Origin of the sequence: Streptomyces sp. NPDC093598, from assembly GCF_044764825.1 — a bacterium.
In the GTDB taxonomy this organism is placed as follows: Bacteria; Actinomycetota; Actinomycetes; order Streptomycetales; family Streptomycetaceae; genus Streptomyces.
On sequence record NZ_JBIWIV010000027.1, the window covers coordinates 24,363 to 42,608 of the forward strand.

General features: G+C 68.2%; 15 protein-coding genes and 1 pseudogene. 7 read left to right on the forward strand and 9 right to left on the reverse strand.

The annotated features are described in order from the left end of the window. The first annotated feature begins 35 nt into the window (after positions 1-35). The 3 genes from ACIRDU_RS37970 (at position 36) to ACIRDU_RS37980 (ending at position 2,934) form a co-directional block, all read left to right on the forward strand. Positions 36-710, forward strand: coding sequence for a hemerythrin domain-containing protein (locus ACIRDU_RS37970; RefSeq protein ID WP_403588675.1), 675 nt, complete (start codon positions 36-38; stop codon positions 708-710). Between the two features lie 140 nt (positions 711-850). Then, a complete protein-coding gene (gene ctaD / locus ACIRDU_RS37975) occupies positions 851-2,563 on the forward strand; it encodes a cytochrome c oxidase subunit I (RefSeq protein ID WP_403588677.1) in 1,713 nt (570 codons plus the stop codon). Next, a complete protein-coding gene (locus tag ACIRDU_RS37980) occupies positions 2,560-2,934 on the forward strand; it encodes a hypothetical protein (protein ID WP_403588679.1) in 375 nt (124 codons plus the stop codon). Before ctaD ends, ACIRDU_RS37980 begins: the two co-directional genes overlap by 4 nt. Positions 2,935-2,943: 9 nt before the next feature. On the opposite strand, the gene ACIRDU_RS37985 is transcribed toward ACIRDU_RS37980, so the two are convergent. From ACIRDU_RS37985 to ACIRDU_RS38020, 8 genes are all read right to left on the reverse strand, one after another. Next, positions 2,944-3,477, reverse strand: a complete 534-nt coding sequence (locus tag ACIRDU_RS37985) for a hypothetical protein (RefSeq protein WP_403588681.1) — start codon at positions 3,475-3,477, stop codon at positions 2,944-2,946. A gap of 54 nt (positions 3,478-3,531) precedes the next feature. Beyond that, the gene (locus ACIRDU_RS37990; protein ID WP_403588683.1) at positions 3,532-4,134 is read right to left on the reverse strand and encodes a hypothetical protein; all 603 of its coding nucleotides are present in this window, start codon (positions 4,132-4,134) and stop codon (positions 3,532-3,534) included. Positions 4,135-4,532: 398 nt separating this feature from the next. Next, positions 4,533-7,724 (reverse strand): glycosyl hydrolase family 95 catalytic domain-containing protein, encoded by a 3,192-nt coding sequence (locus ACIRDU_RS37995; RefSeq protein WP_403588685.1) that lies wholly within the window; start codon positions 7,722-7,724, stop codon positions 4,533-4,535. 449 nt (positions 7,725-8,173) lie between these two features. Next, positions 8,174-9,319 carry an N-methyl-L-tryptophan oxidase gene (gene solA, locus ACIRDU_RS38000; protein WP_403588687.1) on the reverse strand — a complete coding sequence of 382 codons (1,146 nt, stop codon included), beginning with the start codon at positions 9,317-9,319 and terminating at the stop codon, positions 8,174-8,176. Positions 9,320-9,339: 20 nt separating this feature from the next. After that, a complete protein-coding gene (locus ACIRDU_RS38005; RefSeq protein ID WP_403588689.1) occupies positions 9,340-10,743 on the reverse strand; it encodes an NAD(P)/FAD-dependent oxidoreductase in 1,404 nt (467 codons plus the stop codon). 41 nt (positions 10,744-10,784) lie between these two features. Then, complete coding sequence (locus tag ACIRDU_RS38010; RefSeq protein WP_403588691.1) at positions 10,785-11,519, reverse strand: SDR family NAD(P)-dependent oxidoreductase; 735 nt, start codon at positions 11,517-11,519, stop codon at positions 10,785-10,787. 944 nt (positions 11,520-12,463) lie between these two features. Further along, a complete protein-coding gene (locus tag ACIRDU_RS38015; RefSeq protein ID WP_403588693.1) occupies positions 12,464-12,949 on the reverse strand; it encodes a RidA family protein in 486 nt (161 codons plus the stop codon). A 49-nt stretch (positions 12,950-12,998) separates the two neighbouring features. Then, positions 12,999-13,679, reverse strand: a complete 681-nt coding sequence (locus ACIRDU_RS38020) for a haloacid dehalogenase type II (RefSeq protein WP_403588695.1) — start codon at positions 13,677-13,679, stop codon at positions 12,999-13,001. Positions 13,680-14,152: 473 nt separating this feature from the next. Here ACIRDU_RS38020 and ACIRDU_RS38025 point away from each other — a divergent pair, with 473 nt between their 5' ends. Next, a complete protein-coding gene (locus tag ACIRDU_RS38025; RefSeq protein ID WP_403588697.1) occupies positions 14,153-14,842 on the forward strand; it encodes a GntR family transcriptional regulator in 690 nt (229 codons plus the stop codon). Positions 14,843-15,101: 259 nt separating this feature from the next. On the opposite strand, the pseudogene ACIRDU_RS38030 reads toward ACIRDU_RS38025, so the two are convergent. Continuing rightward, positions 15,102-15,197: pseudogene (locus ACIRDU_RS38030) on the reverse strand (IS5/IS1182 family transposase); the annotation flags it as partial. 844 nt (positions 15,198-16,041) lie between these two features. Here ACIRDU_RS38030 and ACIRDU_RS38035 point away from each other — a divergent pair. The 3 genes from ACIRDU_RS38035 to ACIRDU_RS38045 all read left to right on the forward strand — a co-directional run. After that, positions 16,042-17,148, forward strand: coding sequence for an alanine racemase (locus ACIRDU_RS38035; protein WP_403588699.1), 1,107 nt, complete (start codon positions 16,042-16,044; stop codon positions 17,146-17,148). Positions 17,149-17,179: 31 nt separating this feature from the next. Beyond that, positions 17,180-17,368 (forward strand): SDR family oxidoreductase, encoded by a 189-nt coding sequence (locus ACIRDU_RS38040; protein WP_403588705.1) that lies wholly within the window; start codon positions 17,180-17,182, stop codon positions 17,366-17,368. Positions 17,369-17,566: 198 nt separating this feature from the next. After that, positions 17,567-18,246, forward strand: a 680-nt coding sequence (locus tag ACIRDU_RS38045; protein ID WP_403588701.1) for a transporter substrate-binding domain-containing protein, incomplete at its 3' end; no start/stop codon positions are given.

The following is an 18,246-nucleotide window of genomic DNA, read 5'->3' on the forward strand; positions in this document are numbered from 1 at the left end:
GAGCCCTCGCCGGCTCGCGGAAGGGAGCGGTCCCCATGCCCCGGACGATCGAAGAGCAGACAGTGGAGCAACTGGGCGGTCCGAGCAGCGTCCTCGCGCGGCAACGGCGTGATCACGCGGAGATGGACCGGCTCATGGAGCGGTACCGGGCCCTGCCGGACGGCGAGGAGCGCGAGCGGGTCCTCAAGGAGGTCGTCCAGCTCGTCTTCAGCCACGCCTTCGCGGAGGAGACCGTGCTGTGGCCGGCCGTGCGCCGCTCGGTGGCGGACGGCGAGGAGCTGACCTCGCGGGTGGAGGAGGAGCATCAGCAGATCAACGATCTCGTCGCCGGCATCGAGCGCCTGAGCCCCGGCAGCCCGGAGCGCGAGGAGATGGTGCGGCGGGTCTTCGCCCTGATCCGCCAGGACATCCGGGACGAGGAGGACCTCGTCCTGCCCCGGCTGCAGGAAGATCTGGACATCCCCCAGTTGCGCCGGCTCGGTACCGCGTGGGAGGCGGTACGCAAGAGCGCGCCCACGCACCCCCACCCGATCGTCCCGCGCCGCCCGCCCGGCAACGCGCTCCTGGGTGTGCCGCTCAGTCTCTACGACCGGCTGCGCGACGGGCTCGGGCCGGTCCTTCCCTCGGCGGTGCTGAAGAGGGCCCTGACCGGACTCACCGGCCTCCTCGTTTCCGCCGCCGTCGCCGCGATCCTGCGTAAGCGGCATTGAGCCCACCGCCCGGTCGAATGGATCATTCCGCCATTCGGCCCAAGAACACCCGGTTGCAGACAACGGTGATGAACGCGAAGGAATAGGTTCCTCCCGGCCGGATGACCGTCCGTGCACCGTTGCTGCCGATCGAGGAACTGATGGCGACACACACTGAACCGGTTGCGCCGGTACCCGCGGTGGAGCGCCGCGGCCGAGGGAAGGTGATCGTCTCCTGGCTGACGACCACCGATCACAAGAAGATCGGGCACCTGTATCTGATCACGTCGTTCGGGTTCTTCCTGGTCGCGGGTGCACTGGCGATGCTCATCCGGGCGGAGCTGGCCCGGCCGGGGCTGCAGATCATCTCCAACGAGCAGTACAACCAGGCGTTCACCATGCACGGCACGATCATGCTGCTGCTGTTCGCGACGCCCACCTTCGCCGGCTTCGCCAACGCCGTCATGCCGCTGCAGATCGGTTCACCCGATGTGGCCTTCCCGCGGCTGAACATGCTCTCGTACTGGCTGTTCCTCTTCGGCGGCCTGATCGTGCTCGGCAGCTTCCTCACCCCGCAGGGCTCCGCCGACTTCGGCTGGACCGCGTACACCCCGCTCAGCGGTGGGGAGCGCACCCCTCACGTCGGCGGGGACCTGTGGATCATGGGGCTGGCGCTGTCCGGCTTCGGCACCATCCTCGGCTCGGTCAACTTCATCACCACCATCATCTGCATGCGCGCCCCGGGCATGACCATGTTCCGGATGCCGATCTTCACCTGGAACGTGCTGCTCACCTCGGTGCTGGTGCTGCTGGCCTTCCCGGTCCTGGCCGCCGCGCTGCTGGTGCTGGAGGCGGACCGGCGTTTCGGCGCCCAGGTGTTCAACGCGGAGAACGGGGGCGCCATCCTGTGGCAGCACCTGTTCTGGTTCTTCGGTCACCCGGAGGTGTACATCCTGGCACTGCCGTTCTTCGGCGTGATCACCGAGATCATCCCTGTCTTCGCCCGCAAGCCGATCTTCGGTTACACCGGTCTGATCGGTGCCACCATCTCCATCGCCGGGCTGTCGGTGACGGTGTGGGCGCACCACATGTTCGCCACCGGCGCGGTGCTGCTGCCGTTCTTCGCCTTCATGACGTATCTGATCGCCGTACCGACGGGCGTGAAGTTCTTCAACTGGATCGGCACGATGTGGCGGGGCTCGCTGTCGTTCGAACCACCCATGCTGTGGGCGTTGGGCTTTCTGGTCACCTTCCTCTTCGGCGGCCTGACCGGCGTCATCCTGGGGTCCCCGCCGCTGGACTGGCACGTCACCGACAGCTACTTCGTGATCGCCCACTTCCACTACGTGCTCTTCGGCACGATCGTGTTCGCGATGTTCGGCGGGTTCAGCTTCTGGTGGCCGAAGATGACCGGCACGATGCTCGACGAGCGCCTGGAGAAGATCCACTTCTGGACGCTGTTCATCGGTTTCCACACCACCTTCCTGGTGCAGCACTGGCTCGGCGCCGAGGGCATGCCCCGCCGCTACGCCGACTATCTGGCCGCCGACGGTTTCACCGCCCTCAACACCGTCTCCTCGATCGGCGCGTTCCTCCTCGGCCTGTCCACCCTGCCCTTCCTGTACAACGTGTGGCGGACCGCCCAGAGGGGCGAGAAGGTCGAGGTCGACGACCCCTGGGGCTTCGGCCGCTCCCTGGAGTGGGCCACGTCCTGCCCGCCGCCCCGCCACAACTTCCTCACCCTGCCCAAGATCCGCTCCGAGTCGCCCGCCTTCGACCTGCGCCACCCGGACGTGGCGAGCCTGGACGAGGCGGAGAACACCGGGCAGCGCGATGTGCTCGACGTCGAGGGGCACAAGGGCGACCGGCGGTGAGACGCGGCAGACCCGAGGCACACGGTGAGCCGCGCAGCGTTCTGGCCGACGAGACCGAGGGGTACCTTCTCGCCCACACCCATCGCGACCAGGCGCAGCGTGAGGCCGAGGAACTGTGCGCGCGGATGCCGTGGCTGACCACGGCCCAGGCCGAGGAGCTCACCGTCCACTACGTCCGCCGGCGCCTCGATGTCACCCGGCAGCTGATGCGCGACACCGTGCGACGGGCCGAGGAACTGCGGCGGGAGTACGAGAGCCGCTACGCCGAGCTGCGGAGCGCACTGCTCAGACGGCACGCGGCCGGTGCCTGCGCGGTGCTGGCCTGTGCCGCCGGAGCGGGCTCGCTGGCGGCCGGTGTGCTCACCCGCTGAGAGTCAGGCTCAGCGTCCGTGACTCTCCTCGCGGGGAAGAGGCCCGGCATCGGCGTGGCGGCCCGGGCGGCGGGCGGCGTGGCGCCTGCCGGGGCCGGGGCCGTTCCGGGCGGCCAGGGCATCGGCCACGGCACCGGTGACGAAGCCGTAGACGGTCTTGTGCAGGAGGTCCACGGCGAGTTCGGTGCGCGGCCAGGTGGCGGGCGGGGCGCCCACGCCGGTGGCGTTCTCCAGGATCTGGTCGTTGGTGAGGCGGACGACGGTGAACTTGGCGGACGCGACCGGCCCGCGCAGCCCGGACTGGGCCATGATCGAGCGCAGTACGCCGAGGAGGGCGGCCTGGCCGAAGTGCATGGCCCAGTTGACCGGCAGGGGTGGGGTGCCGGGACGTTCGGGCAGGCCGGTGAGACGCTGAAGGACCCGGGCGGGCACATGGGAGTCCGGGCGGCCGGTGACCACCTGCTCGATCTTCTCGCCGAGGGTCATCACGACGCCTCCGGCGGTACCGGCGACCAGCCCCTGCCACAGTGCGCGCCTGATCATGTGGCGCCGAGTACCCGGTGACGTCGGCTTCATCCACGCCCGGGACCATGGTCCTCAGTGGCCGTAGGGCGGCTCGAAGCAGCCGGTCTCCGGGTAGGGGCCGTTGGTCCGCACCTCGAAGTTCGACCTCTGCACGAACGCCGACACGCAGGCGTCGTCATGGACGCGCAGGGCGACTCGTGTCCCCTCGGGCGTGACGTAGCCGTCGTCCTTCCAGCGCGGGGACATCCGCGTGACGGTGAGCGTGCCGCCGAGGCGCTTGCCGCCCTTCGTGACGCGCTCCTCCTCGTAGCCGAGCCGGAGCAGGGCCGTCCGGACGGTCGCGGGGTCCCACGTCCGCTGCTCCCACAGACGCTCCAGCACCGGCCGGATGCGGGCGGCCTCCCGCTCGGCGTCCTTCGCGTGGGCCGGAGCCATGTCGCCCTCGCGGCGGTAGGCGTTGTTCTCGTGGTAGTGCGGGGCACCGTCGCCGGCCCCCGGCTCCACGTACGGCGAGGCTCCCGGGGCATGAGTCGACGGCGTGCCGGTCGGGCTCGGAGCGGTTCCCGACGTGGCGTCCGAGGCGTGCAGGTCGCCGCAGGCGGTGAGGGTCGCCGCGAGGACGAGTGCCGCGGCTGCCGCAAGGGCGGTGCGGCGAGCGGGCGTTGAGGTGGACATGAGGCCCACCTTCTCATCGCCGCGGCTCCTCCGAGCCGGTGTCACCTCGGCTGCGCCTGCCGCTGGACGAGGTCGCGGAGCTCGTGGCGGCCGCTGAGGGCGAGCTCGGCGTAGATGTCGCGGTGGTACTCGACGGTCTTGCTGCTGATGTGGAGCCGCCCGGCGATCTCCCTCTCCTCGCCTTCAGTGGTGGCCCGTGCTGTCGCCGGCCGTCGGGTTCGGGACGATGAACCTGTCCCTGTACAGCGCCATCGCCTCCGCGGCAGCGGCGGGCTGTCCGCACTGATGTTCCTGCCGGTCGGCGTCGTCCCCCATCAGCCGCCGACCGTTGAGGCGGCCTGCTTGCAGGCCTTCGGGCTCTTCATGAGGGTCAACCCCGTTATCGCACTGCGACACCGTCAAGGCTTGACCGGCTTCACCTTCTTCTCGCTGCCGTTCACCCGCACGGTGACCTTCTCCCGGTTCCGGGCCCGGTCGGCCGTGATGGTGTACGACGTGACCTTGCCGTTCCGCCAGGTGCAGCTGACCTCGTAACCGCCCCGCGCGCGCAGTCCGGTGAAGGAGCCCCTTGCCTTCCAGCCGTCCGGCAGGGCGGGCAGCAGGTGGATGGCCCCGTCGTGGCTCTGCAGGAGCATCTCCGCCACGGCGCCCGGGATGCCGAAGTTGCCGTCCATCTGGAAGGGAGGGTGGTTGCAGAACAGGTTGGGCAGCGTGTTGTAGGTCAGCAGTCCGCGCAGCATGATCTGGGCGCGATGGCCATCGCCCAGGCGGGCGAAGAGAGCCGCCCGCCAGGGCCAGGTCCACGAACGGCGGCTGTCGCCCGACACCGTCGCGGCCGTGAACGGGACGCCTTCCTTCTCGCCGCAGCGTGCCTTGAGCGAGACGAGGGCGGCGGCCGCGAAGTCCGCCGTCCTCGGCGTGATCTGGCGGCCCGGGTAGACCGCGAAGAGGTGCGAGGTGTGGCGGTGGATGTCGGTGGGGCTGTCGATGTCCTCCTGCCACTCCTGCAACTGCCCCCACCTGCCCACCTTGTTCGGCGCGAGGCGTGCCTGCATGTCCGCGACCTCGGCCCGGCGGACGGGATCCGCCTCGAGCACCGACTCGCAGTCGAGGTAGTTCTGGAACAGGTCCCAGATGATCTGCTGGCCGTACATCACGCCGTCCTCGCGTGGCCCGTGCTCGGGAGACCAGCCGTTCGGTGCGACGAGGAGTCCGTCCTCGCGCTCCTTCAAGTGGTCCTCCCAGAACTCGCAGATCTCCTTGATCATCGGGTAGGCGACGGTGCGGAGGTAGGCCAGGTCCTGGGTGAACGCCCAGTGCTCGTACAGGTGTTGCGCGTACCAGGCACTCGCGACGGTGTTCCACTCCCACGCGTTGCCGCCGAAGATGCTCTGACTGGTGCGGGCGGTCCAGCCGCGCGTGTCCGTGCCGAAGGCGTTGCGGGTCGCCACACGGCTGGGCACCGCCACCTGCTCGATGAACCGGACGAGTGCCTCATGACACTCCGGCAGGTTCGTCGTCTCGGCTCCCCAGTAGTTCATCTGGACATTGATGTTGGTGTGGTAGTCGGAGGCCCAGGCCGGCTGGTTGCTGTCGTTCCAGAGGCCCTGGAGGTTTGCGGGCAGGCCGTTCGGGCGGGAGGAACTGACCAGCAGGTAGCGGCCGTAGTCGAACATCGTCTGCTCGAGGGTCGGGTCCTCCCCGCCGGCCGCGTAGCGCGCCAGCCGGGCGTCGGTGGGCAGTGTCACGACGTCGGCGCCGGAGCTGCCCCAGTCGACCGCGACACGCTTCATGAGGGCGCGCACCTCGGCGGTGTGCTCGTGGCGCAGCCGATCGTAGGGCCGGGCGGTCGCCTTGCCGAGCGTCCTGGCGACGACGGGTTCCGGATCGGCTCCGCGCCAGCCGGCGGCGGCGTCGAGCTTGTAGTCGGTGCGGGCGTCGAGGTACAGAGTCAGGGTCGTGCAGTCGCTGAACCGGAGGACCGGCCCGTCGGCGCGGAGGCCGCCGTCGGTCTGCACGGCCTGGACGGTGCACGCGTGCTTGAGGCCGTTGCCCATGACACCGCTGAAGGAGATCCGCCCGGCGCCGGCGTCGACGGTCGTCGGGGCCTTGTCCTGCCCGGACGTCAGCGCTATCGCTCCGGAGAGGTCTCCGGCCCGCTCCGACGTGTACCGGAAGACCATGACGTCCGCGGACCGGCTGGCGAAGGCCTCGCGCAGGACGCGCCGCCCCGGAGCGCCGAAGCGGGTGACGTGGACGCCGTGCACGAAGTCGAGGGAGCGCCGGTAGTCGACGACCGTCCGCTGTGTGCGGGTGTCGAAGCCCTTGCCCTCCAGTGCGATCTCCGCGATCTGGAGGCCGGTGGACGACGCGCCGGGGGCCAGCGTGAGCCGGTAGGAGCGGTAGGCCGTGCTGTCGGTGACCCGGAAGGTCCGGGTCTCGCCGCGGCCGGCGAAGGGCGCCCCGGGGTTCTGCGTGTCGAGGGTCGTCCAGGCGTGCCCGTCCTGCGACGCCTCGAGCCTCCATCGCCGGGGATCGTCCTTCGGACGGTCGGGGGCCGCCGTCAGCACGTAGGAGGTGACGGCGACCGGGCGGGGCAGATCGGCCTGCCATACGACCTCCGATGCGGCCGGTCCGACTCGCCAGACCGTGGCCGGATCGCGGTCCACCGAACACGAGATGCCCGTGGACCGGGACCCGGACCGGGACCGTGGCCCGGCGCCGGGTCCCGTGGAATGCCCGCTCGGCGACGACAGGTACACCGCACCGCCCACGCCGAGGTCGACGCCGGACAGACCGATCTCGCTCACCTGGAAGTGGCTGACGCCCGCCTCGGGGACGAAGTCGAACCGGTAGAAGCGGTAGGCCGCGGGGTCGGCACAGGTGAACTCCTTCGTCTGGAAACGGTTTTCGAAGGGCGCTTCCAGGGTGCGTCTGTCGAGCGTGGTCCACGTGGTGCCGTCGGCTGAGCCGGAGAGCGTCCACTCCTGCGGGTCGCGCTGCGGCACGTCGTCGGCACTCGTCAGACGGTAGGAGGCGACCTCGACGGGAGTGGGGAGCTCGACCTGCCACCGCACCTTCGAACCCGGCCCGTCGATGCACCACTTGGTCCTCGCGTCACCGTCGTACGTCTTGTCGACGCCCTCCGAGGGGGAGGTGCTGTACGGTCCCCCCGGCGCCGTGACCTTCGGGCTCGCTCGGGGGGCGAAGGTGACGACGACGTCACCGAAGTTGCGGTACGAGCCGAAGCCGGTCATGCCGGTGTCGAAATCGCTGTCCGGCTTGCCCGCGAGGGCGTTGTCGTAGTTGTTGACACCGCCCCAGAGGCTCTGTTCGTTGAACTGGATGCGCTCCTCGTGGGGATCGGCGAAGAGCATGGCGCCCAGTCGGCCGTTGCCGATGGGCAGGGCCTGTGACTGCCAGTCCATGGCGGGTACGGAGTAGGTCAGCGCCTCGCGCGAGAGGGTGGGCCACCGGACGGCCGCCGATGCGGGAGTTCCGCCGGTCAGTTGAGTGAGCAGAGGTGCGAAGGCGAGGCCACCGCCGAGCTTGAGAACGCTTCGTCGCTGCGGTGAGTTTTCATCGATCACGTGAGATCTCCCGGCCATTCATCGGCTCTTTCGCGGAGGATGTGAGGTCACATGGACGCCTGTCGCCCGCCCGAACATCGTCGCCGGGAAATAGATCGGATGTCTATAGGTGTGCATCATCCACCCGTGCAGTGCCGGAGGGCCTCAGCGGCACCATGCGACACATCTTCATCGGCCTGACGGCCCGTCATCGACGTTCGCATCAAGGCGGCCTCGATACCGCCGTACCCCGCGCCGACCACCGCTCGATCTTCGCGCAGTAGGCGGTGCGGGCGTCCTCATCGATCTGCATCTCGTGTTCGGGGCGCATCCCGGTTCGGCCGCCCGGTCCCACGGCCGGAAGTCCACCGGCATGGCGCGCCACTTGATGCCGTTATCCACGAGGCAGCGGATCGAGTCCAGCATCGCGCGGTGGCAGTACGCTGCGTCGAGGCCGCGGGAGTGGGTGGCTACCTGGTCTTGAACCGGTCCGGACGCACGAAGTCCAAGCCTTCGATGGTCTGCTTGCCCAGCGCCTCGTGTGCGGCGATGTGGCCATAGCCGGTCGCCATCTTGAAGCCCTTTCCGGAGAATCCGGTGGCACAGTAGACCCTGCTGTTCTCATCCAGCCAGCCGAGGAGGGGATGCCTGTCCTCGGTGAAAAGGTCGGGAAAGGCGTCGGAGCGCACGATGGTGGGGGTCAGGCCGGGAAAGAATTCGGTGACGATCTCGATGACCTTCTCGTTTTCTTCCGGGGTGAGTTCTCTGGGGACGCGGTCCGGGTCGGGGGTTGCCCTTCCGCGCCCGTCCATCGGTCCGTCCACCGATGCCTTGACCGTCACGCCATCGACGGCGGGTGCACCGTACATGGCGCGATCGTCGTACAGCCGGCTGAAGACGGGGAAGTTCTCCGGCGAGAACTGCGTGCCGTCCTGGGCGATGAACCAGGTCAGGACGATCCGATGGGTTTCCGTAACGGCCTTGAGGTGGTCGGGCATGAGCCTTCGGGACCAGCCCCCCGAGGCGACGATGACCTTCTCGAACGTCCAGGTTCTGTCGCCGGAGGCGACGACCACGCCGTGTTCGGTTTCAGTGATGCTGTCCACGGGTGTGTTCTGAAGGACGGTGGCGCCGTTCGCCCGGGCCGCCGCGACGGCGGCGCTGACGGCGCGGTCGGTGCGCAGAACGCCGGCGCGGGGGTCATAGATGGCGCAGTCGTCGGGGCGGAGGTTGTGCTGGGGGTAGCGTTCCGCCAACTCCTCCCGGCTGAGGACGCAGTGCTCGGCTCCGGTGATGCGCGTTGTCTCGAGGAGGTTGTTGATGAAGCTGCCGTTCGCCGTCCCGATGGACAGCCCCCCGGTGGGTATGAGGATGTCCTGCCCGGTTTCGGCTTCGAGCTCGGCCCAGAGGCTGCGGGAGCGTTCCATGACGGGGTAGTAGTCGGGCTTCCCGAGGTAGACCATGCGGAACAGGCGGGTGTCCCCGCCCACGGCACTGCGGCCGTGGGCCGGGGTGGCCGCCTCGAAGCCCACTACCGAGTCGGACAGCCGGGAGGCCTGCCACAGGGCCATGCTTCCGATGCTGCCCAGGCCGATGACTGCGAGTTGTGCATCCATGAGAGCAGTTTCCCTTCGCTTTACTCGTGAAGTCCCGCGAGTCTGCTGCCGAACCTGGCCAGGAGTGAGGTTCTGCTGGAACCCCTGCGCTCTTCCCACCGGTCGGCAATGCCGAAGAGCCGGTACATGGCGTGAACGCCCAGCCAGCGGATGGGCTCCGGTTCCCACTTCCGTGCCCGGTAGCCGACCCAGGGCAGGGTGGTCCGTTCGGTTTCCTTCTCGAAGGCGAGCTCCACGAGTGTCCTGCCGCCGACGTAGGCCGACGTGACGCCGTGTCCCGCGTAGCCGGTGGACGATCCGATCCCGGATACCGGGTCCCAGTGCACGCCGCCGTTCCAGTCCCGCGTGACGCCCAGGACCCCCGACCAGGCGTGGTCCACCTCGAAGGGGATGCCCGGGAAAAAGGAACTGAGCTTGTGCGAGATCAGGCCAATGGTGGACTGGGCGGTTGAACCGGCTCCCCCTGTGCCGGACCCGAAGCGGTAGGGAACGCCGCGGCCTCCCATGGCGATACGGCCGTGCGACGTCCGCTGGGCGTAGATGAACGTGTGCGCGGAGTCGCTGAGACACTGGAGTCCGTCCCAGCCGATCCGCTGCCATGCCTCCTCCGACAGGGGCTTGGTCACGATCAGCGAGGAATTGACAGGGATCAGGCTTCGGCGGCCCAGCAGCTGTCCGGAATAGCCTTCGGTGCAGATGAACGTCCTGGCCGCGGTGACGCGTCCGTTGGCCAGGGTGAGGGTCTTGCCCTCGACACTGTCCACTCGGCTGCCCTCGTAGATGCTGACCCCCATGGAGGTCAGGGTGTCGGCGAGGCCGTAGACGAGTTTCGCGGGGTGGAATCGAGCGCAGTGCTTGTAGAAGAGCCCGCCGTGGACGGTGGCGATGTTGATCCGGCTTTGGAACGCGTCCCGGTCGAGCATGTGGACGTCGTCGTCGGTCAGCCCGTACTTCAGGTCGGCATCACGCCTGGCGACAAGCCGGCCCAGCCCCGCCCGCGTGTGGGCGGCGACGAGCGCGCCACCCTTGTGCTGATCGGCATCGATGCCCTCGGCCTGGAGGATGTCCAGGACGGAGTCGACGCCGGCGACGAATTCCTGCTGCAGCGCCCGGCTCGCTTCCAGCCCTCCCCCGGCGCGGGCGAAGGTGGCACGGTTTCCCGGGGGCATGGCCGAGAGCCAGCCACCGTTGCGTCCTGAGGCGCCGTAGCCCACCTGTTCGGCCTCGAAGACAGCGACCGAGAGCGACGGTTCCAGCTTCTTGGCGAAGTACGCCGCCCACAGGCCGGTGTAGCCGCCGCCGATAATGGCCACGTCGACGGAGTCCTGGCCGGTGAAGCGGGGGAACGACGGCCTCTTGTCGGCTATTTGGGCCATCCAGAAGCCGAGCTCTCCGTTTCGGGGTGGTGCCCCAAGGGCGTTCATGCGTGTCCTTCTTCAGTCTCTGGGAACCGTGTGGGCCGGTGCTAGAAGGCGGTGTAGCCGCCGTCGACGGCGAGGGTTGCCCCGGTGATGTACGAGGACTCCGACGATGCGAGGAAGAGGACGGCGTCGGCGATCTCCTCGGGGGTGGCGAGGCGTTGGAGCGGGATCTGCCCCTCACGCTGGCGGCGGGTGGCCTCGGGGTCGGACCTGCGCTGGAAGGAGGCTTCGATGACCGGGGTCGCGGTGAGGCCCGGGGCGACCACGTTGACCCGGATGTTCCGGGGAGCCCATTCGATCGCCGCGCCCTTGGCGAGCATGATGAGGCCGCCCTTCGCGGCGGAGTACAGGACTTCCTCGGGCTTGCCGACCATGCCGAGCCGCGAGCTGACGCAGACGAACGAGCCGCCCGTGGCGGGCATCAGCGGCGCGAAGTGCTTCATCACCAGGAAGGAGCTGAGCAGGTTGCTGTGGAGCACGTTCTTCGCGTCGTCGTAGGCCATCTCGGTCAGAGGGCTGCTGACCTGGAGGCCGTGGTTGAGGACGACGGCGTCGACGGTGCCGAAGGTCTCCGAGGCTCGGCGGGCCAGGTTCTCGACGAAGGCCTCGTCGTTGAGGTCTCCAGGGACATACACGTCCTCGGGCCGGGCGCTGTCGAGCTGCTCCCTGCGCCCGGTGAGCATCAGTCGCGCCCCTTCACGACGGAAGTGGGAGCACACTGCCTGCCCGATGCCGCTGTTGGCGCCCGTGACCAGGGCGGTGACCTTCTCGAGTCTCATGACAGACCCTCCTTCATGGGTGAACTGTGGGGAGGGCCGACCGGGGCGGGGATCCCGTCCCGGCCGGCCCTCCGAGGAATCCGCGGGCGTCGACGGGCCACCGCTCCAGCACCGTCCCGTGCTGTCTGGTGACGTGTACTTTCTCGACATTGACCACCCCCAGGCAGACGTGGTCGGACACGATCGGAAGCACGGCGCCGACACTCGGCCGGGAGCCTCCGGGGGAGCGGGAGGAACCCCTGGCACTCGTTGAGCTTGGCCAGGACGGCGGTGATGCCGGCGATGCCGCCGTGGCCGCGCTCGGGGCTGCGCACTGCGACGGGGAGCGCGGGGTCCTGATCTCGCCCCGCACCCCGGCGGGCGTCAGGGCCGATGCTGCCATGGCCCGGGTAGGTGAAGACTCTCACCGGCACCAGGCCGCTTGCGGGCGTCGAGCGCGAGGTCGCCGACGGCCTCAGGAGGCCCCCGGAACGACAGGCTCCACAGCCGACCTCGATCACGACCTCCAGTCGCCCGGCGTCGTCCGGCACCGCATCGGCGAGGGCGCCGATGGCCGCGGCGTTCTCGGCGCCGACCCACAGGCGGGTCGTCTCGGCCAGCCGCCGGGTCCGCGGCCCCTTCGTCCTCCGTGGGCCAGATCGGGTAGGCGAGGAACATGCCGTGGAATCCGGCCGCGGCGAAGAGCTCGGCCACCCACGTTGCCCGCGGTCTTTCCGACGGCCCCTGCCTTGACCTGGCGCCGACCGATCTTGACGCATGTGTGCGTCTTGACATGCGGCCTGACGTCGACGCTGTGCTCCGTGGCGCAGCCCTGCGTACGGTCGATGCTGTCCCGCATCACGTCGGCCGGCACGATCGGCGCTGGGGTGTCGAGTCGCTCGACGAGCGCGTTGAATGCCTGTGGGAGCCGGTTCACAGCTGCGCTCCTCATGATTGGTTCGCCACTACACCGCGGTGCAGATCATCTGGATCTCCACAGGGGTGTTGAGGGGTAGCCCGGCGACGCCGATCGCGGTGCGGGCGTGCCGTCCGTTCTCGCCCAGCACCTCGATGAGCAGTTCACTGGCCGCGTTGGCGACCTGCGACTGCAGACCGAAGTCCGACGTGCTGGCCACGAAGACGAGCATCTGAACGATACGGACCCGGTCCAGATCACCCACCGCCCCCACAGCGGCGGCGAGACAGTTGAGCGCGGCATGGCGCGCGAGGTCCTTCGCGGTCTCCAGTTCCACGTCCCGACCGACAACACCCTGACCCAGCAGCTCACCGTCCTTGTAGGGCAGTTGGCCCGAGATATGGATGCTGGAGCCCACCGCCCGGTGGTGCACGTAGTACGCGTTACCGGCGAGGACGGGTAGCTCCAGTCCGAGGGTTCGGAGCCTTTCTGAAGCCGAGTCGCCCTTGACGGTTTGAGGTAGTGGCAGACTCATGCCGCCACCGCCTTGCTTTGGATCATTTTCTCAGTTCTCCGCTCAGGCGTCAGGGGCGAGGGAGGCCGAAGAGGACTGGAAGGTCGGCGATGTCGGTGATGCGCTCGTAGCCGAGCCAGTGCTCGTCGTGCTCGAAGCCGCGGTCGACGTACACCTTGTTCTTGATGCCCATGATCGCCGCGGATCGCAGGTCGTACATCGGGCTCGCGGAGACGTGCACGAGCTCGTCGGGCGTCACGCCAAGCTTGTCGAACATGTACTCGAAGGCGCGGAGTCGTGGCTTGTAGACGCCCATCTCCTCGGCGCTGATGACGACCTCGAACGGGGCCTTGAGGTTCTCCGCGAGACGCACGGCGTGCGCGGTGTCGCTGTTGGTGATGATGACCAGCGGGACTGCCTCGGCCAGGCGGTTCAGTGCCTCGGTGACACCGGGGTACGGGCCCCAGGTGGGGATGCGCTCGTACACCGCACGCGCCTCGTCCTCGCGGTACTCGAGACCGACGCTGCGCGAGGCGCGTTCCATGGAGCGGGCGACGACCTGGTGGAACGGCTGGTACGCGCCCGTGCACTCGTCGATCCGGTACGCCTTGCAGATCCGCAGGTACTCATCGGCGACCTCAGCCGGCAGTCGGTCGCCCACGACCTCACGCATCGCGTCGTTGATGCTGAACTTGATCAGCGTTCCGTTCATGTCGAACGTCACGAACTTGGGCTTGACGTCGAATCCCACGGGTCCTCCTAGTGCTTCGGCGGGGCGGCCTGAGCCGCTCTGGACGATTGTCGACCAGCTGCTGTCGATTGTCGACCATATTGGCGGCCACTGTCAACGAGTTCCTTGGGCAGCCGACGCTCGTCACCGGTGCCGTGACCGGGGCCCGTGCCGAGGTCGCAGGTAGCCGATGGCTCGCACCCCGGTCAGCTCGCTTGACGCACTCTGCGTCGGACGGCTCAAGGGCGCCTACATGGTCGTCTTCACCCTGTTGCAGGCCCAAAAGCCCCCTGGCATCGGACCGGCATCGGACCGACAGCCCAAAGACCCCACCCGAGACGCCGACCTGTCACCGCGACCCGTGATCCGGAAGGAGCACGGCTGTGAGGTCAGGGAGTTCGGTCGACAGACAGCCGACTTGAGGTGTCGATGAAAGATCAGTGGAGTATAGTCGACAAACGACCAAATGGTCGTAAGGGCCAGGGAGGCGACGGGTGGATCACAAGTTCGAGTGGCTGGAGCAGCGGACGACGACGCCGGACGGCGTCTATCGCACACTGCGTGCCGCCATCCTCGACGGGACCGTACCTCCGGGTGGCCAGCTGCGGGAGGCGCACATCGCCGCGGATCTCGGGATCAGCCGTTCCCCGCTGCGCGAGGCGCTGACCAAGCTGGAGGAGGAAGGACTCGTCGTAAAGATCCCCTACCGTGGGGCGTTCGTCATAGAGGTGAGCGCTCGTGAGGTCGCCGAGATCGACTCGGTCCGGCTACGTGTCGAGCCGTACGCCGCCGAGCTCTCGGTCGAAGCGCTACGCGGTCCTGAGCGGCCGCGGTTGCTGCAAACCGTCGAGGATCTCCGCCGGGCAATTGAGAAAGACGACATCCCGGCCAGCATCGATGCGCACCTTCGCTTCCACAGGCTCTTCTACGACCTCTCGGAGCACGGCGTCCTGCAGAGTCTTTGGAACGGCTGGGAGACCAAGCTTCGCCTCCACCTCAGTGTCGATCACCGCACTTACAGCGACGACCCGCAACAACTGGTCGTCGAGCACGAGAGGTTGGCTGCGGTTGCCCTGGAAGGCGACGCCGACGCGTTCCGCCAGGAACTGGCTGCCCATTTCCCCATGGGGCTGCGGGGCCAGACGGGAGATCAGGGGGGAACGCACGCCCCCCGGCATGCATGAGGCCATGCCGGGTGCGTGAAGTCCACAAGCCCACTCGCCACCGTGACGTTGCAGACCCATGGCATTGTCTCAACGTAAGCTTGTAGTGGATCTTGGGTGGGGCTGCCGGTCGCCGCACGGTTCGACGGGTAAGACGCCGTTTCCCATGGCTGAGGTTCGTGTTGTCGACCGGCCAGATGACAAGACCGCCGGCCGGTCTTCAGCGACCTGTACGACCGCCACATCGACGGTGAGGTAGAAGAGCCTCCGCCGGAACGCATTCGACGACCCAGCGGTGACGGCCCAGCCGGGTGGAGGACTCGATGCCTTTGCGGGCGATGCTGTGACGGATTCCGCGCTCACGGATCCATCGGCGCAGGTGGTCGTAGCGGTCCGTTCCCCCGGTGCTCCCCTGCCCCCGCTCTCACACGGCGCAGTCGGCGTCGGCTCCGGTGCGCTCGGTGATCGAGTGGACGACCACGGGCAGGACCTCGGTGCAGGGGCCGTGGCCTGGCATTGGAAAGTCGGCCACTGCTCTGAGGACGCCTCACCTCCCTCGACGGACATCAGAACTGGTCTTGCACCGCCCAAGAGATCACAGGCCATGCGAAGCGAGGTCTGAGTGGCGCGGCCTCCCTGAAGGTTCGGGGTAAGTCAGCCGCCGTCGGCGAAGAGTGCCCGACCGCTGGTCGGCACGGTTCCTGAAGTCGCGGGCGACGCGTCGGTGAAGCTCGATCAAGCCGTTGACGGCGGCATTTGTGCCGGCGCGGCCGGTCCCGCGGTAGGCCAGGTACGCCTCATGGCACTGCTGCAGGGTCAGCATCAGACCGGTGGAGACAGGTCACGACCTTGACCATCGCTTCCCGCGGCGGCAGATCGAGCCGCCAGGCTTCCAGGTTGTGCTTGAGGCTGAAGCGTGTATTGACAGTGCTCGACGGCCCCCCATATGGTCGACAAACGACAAGAAGTACGGTCGACAAACGACAATGAGCCTGCTGTTTTTAAGTCATTCATGCGGCGTTTCGCCTCCACGTTCATCGCCGGGCTACCGCTCAACAATCCGGTCGAGATCCAGATGGTCTGCGCCGCGCTGCGGGGCGGATACGGCGGCGGTGTGGCTGCGAGCGCGCGCGATGTCGCGGGCCGCGCACGTTCGGCATCCGAGGGAGTCAGCACCCGCGCCCCTCGATCACCACCAGACAGAACCAAGGGAGGGCAGCGTGAACCGGCTCCAACGAGCACTCGACGCTCTGGTCGAGCGGATCGACACCCCCGCGCCGATCGTGCTGGTCGACGTCATGCAAGACAACATCGACCGTATGCAGGGCTTCGCCGACCAGCAGAAACTCGATGTCAGGCCTCACGTCAAGACGCACAAGTGTGTGGAAATCGGGCGGCGGCAGATCGAGGCCGGGGCGGTCGGAATCACCGCGGGCAATGTCGGTGAGGCCGAGGTCTTCGCCCAGGCCGGATTCGACGACATCTTCCTCGCCTACCCGATCTGGCCTGCGGGAACGAAGGGGACCCGGATCCGCCGGCTCGCCGAGTCCGTCCGGCTCCGGGTCGGCGTCGACAACGTCGCGGCGATCGAGGCCCTCGCCGACGCGATGGGAGACGAACCGGACCGGCTGCAGGTCGTGGTCGAGGTCGACTGTGGTGCCCGTCGTTCCGGGGCGCCGCCCGAGGTCGCGGGCGACCTCGCGCTCGCCGCCCGCAAGCGCGGCCTGGTGCCGGTGGGCGTCTTCACCTATCCAGGTCACGGCAGCACCGGCCCGGACGCTCGCGAACGCGCCGCGCAGGACCAGGATGCCGCGCTCACCACCGCGGTACGCAGCCTCGACGGCGTCGGGATCACCGCCGAAGTGGTCAGCGCCGGCTCCACCCCCACCGTCGAGTTCTCCACCAGCAGCGTGATCACCGAGATCCGTCCCGGCGAGTACGTCTTCGGGGACCTGAACAACGCCCGGCTCGGCGCCTGCACGGACGATCAGATCGCGCTGTTCGTCGCCGCCACCGTGGTCAGCGACTGGGCGCCCGAGCAGGTCATCCTCGACGCGGGCACCAAGGCTCTCAGCCGCGAAGGCAGCATCGAGCGCGGCTACGGCCGGGTCGCCGGCACGACGGCCGTTCTGTCCAAGCTCAACGAGTACCACGGATTCCTCGCGCTGCCCGCGGGCGAGTTCCGCCCCAGGGTCGGCACCGTGGTGCCAGTGGTGCCGAACCACGTCTGTCCGGTTGTCGTCAATTTCGAGGAGTTGATCGTCACCAACAGCGCCGGCACGTCGCTGCAGCGGTGGCCGGTCGACGCCCGCGGATTCCTCAGCTGACGGGCCCCGGGACGAAACCCCCTGGCCGATCATCGAAGGGGCGATCCAGCGCAGCCCCGACCCTGAGGCCTACCGCCGCGAGCGCGAGACCCAGATCCCGCTGCAACGCCTCGCCACCCCCGAAGAAGTCGCCGAGGCGATCCTCTTCTTCGCATCATCAGAGTCGTCGTACATCACCGAAGCAGTCCTCCCCGTCGACGGCGGATACACCGCCTTCTGAACACCCCGGCCTTTGTCGTACGTGAAGGTCGCGAACCGCGGGTCCGGTCGACGCGATGAGCGAATGCCATTCGGCACCCCACGAGACCCGACGGCCAGTCCGACGAGTTCCGGATCGCCCCAGCCAGTTCCAGACAGCCACCCCTCCGGGAGCGAGCGGCTCCCAGGGTGCTTTCCCCTTTGAGTAAGGAGCAGACCCATGCGAGTCAGCAGACACTTCAGCGTTCCGATCGTCACGACGGCTTTGGCCCTCGCGCTCGCCGCGTGCGGGGCGAGCGGCACCCCGCAGAACGGGGGATCGAAGAGTGCGACGCAGGGCAGGGGAGCCGGCTCGTCGGCCGAGCACACCGACGACATCTCGGTCGGTGTGAAGCCGGATGCGAAGGCGGTGAAGCTGCTGCCCGCGGCGGTGAAGTCCAAGGGCACGCTCTCGGTGGCCATGGACCTGACCAGCCCGCCCACCACGTTCATGGCATCGGACAACAAGACGCCGATCGGGTTCAACCCGGACATGTCCCGGCTGATCGCCGCCAAGCTCGGCCTGAAGCTGCAGTTCAACAACGTCAAGTTCGACACCATCATCACCGGCCTGCAGGCCGGCCGGTACGACTTCACCGCCTCCACCATGGGCGCGACCAAGGACCGGCTGAAGGTGCTCGACATGGTCGACTACTTCAAGGCCGGGACCGGAGTGTCCGTCCCCTACGGAAATCCGCAGGGCCTGAGCACCCACACGCTGTGCGGGCACCGTGTCGGTGTCCAGTCCGGCAGCACCGCGGAGCTCCAGTGGCTGCCCCAGCTGTCCAAGCAGGACTGTACGAGCAAGGGCAAGCCGGCCATCAAGGCGGTGACCCTGCCCAGCGTGAACGACGCCCTCAC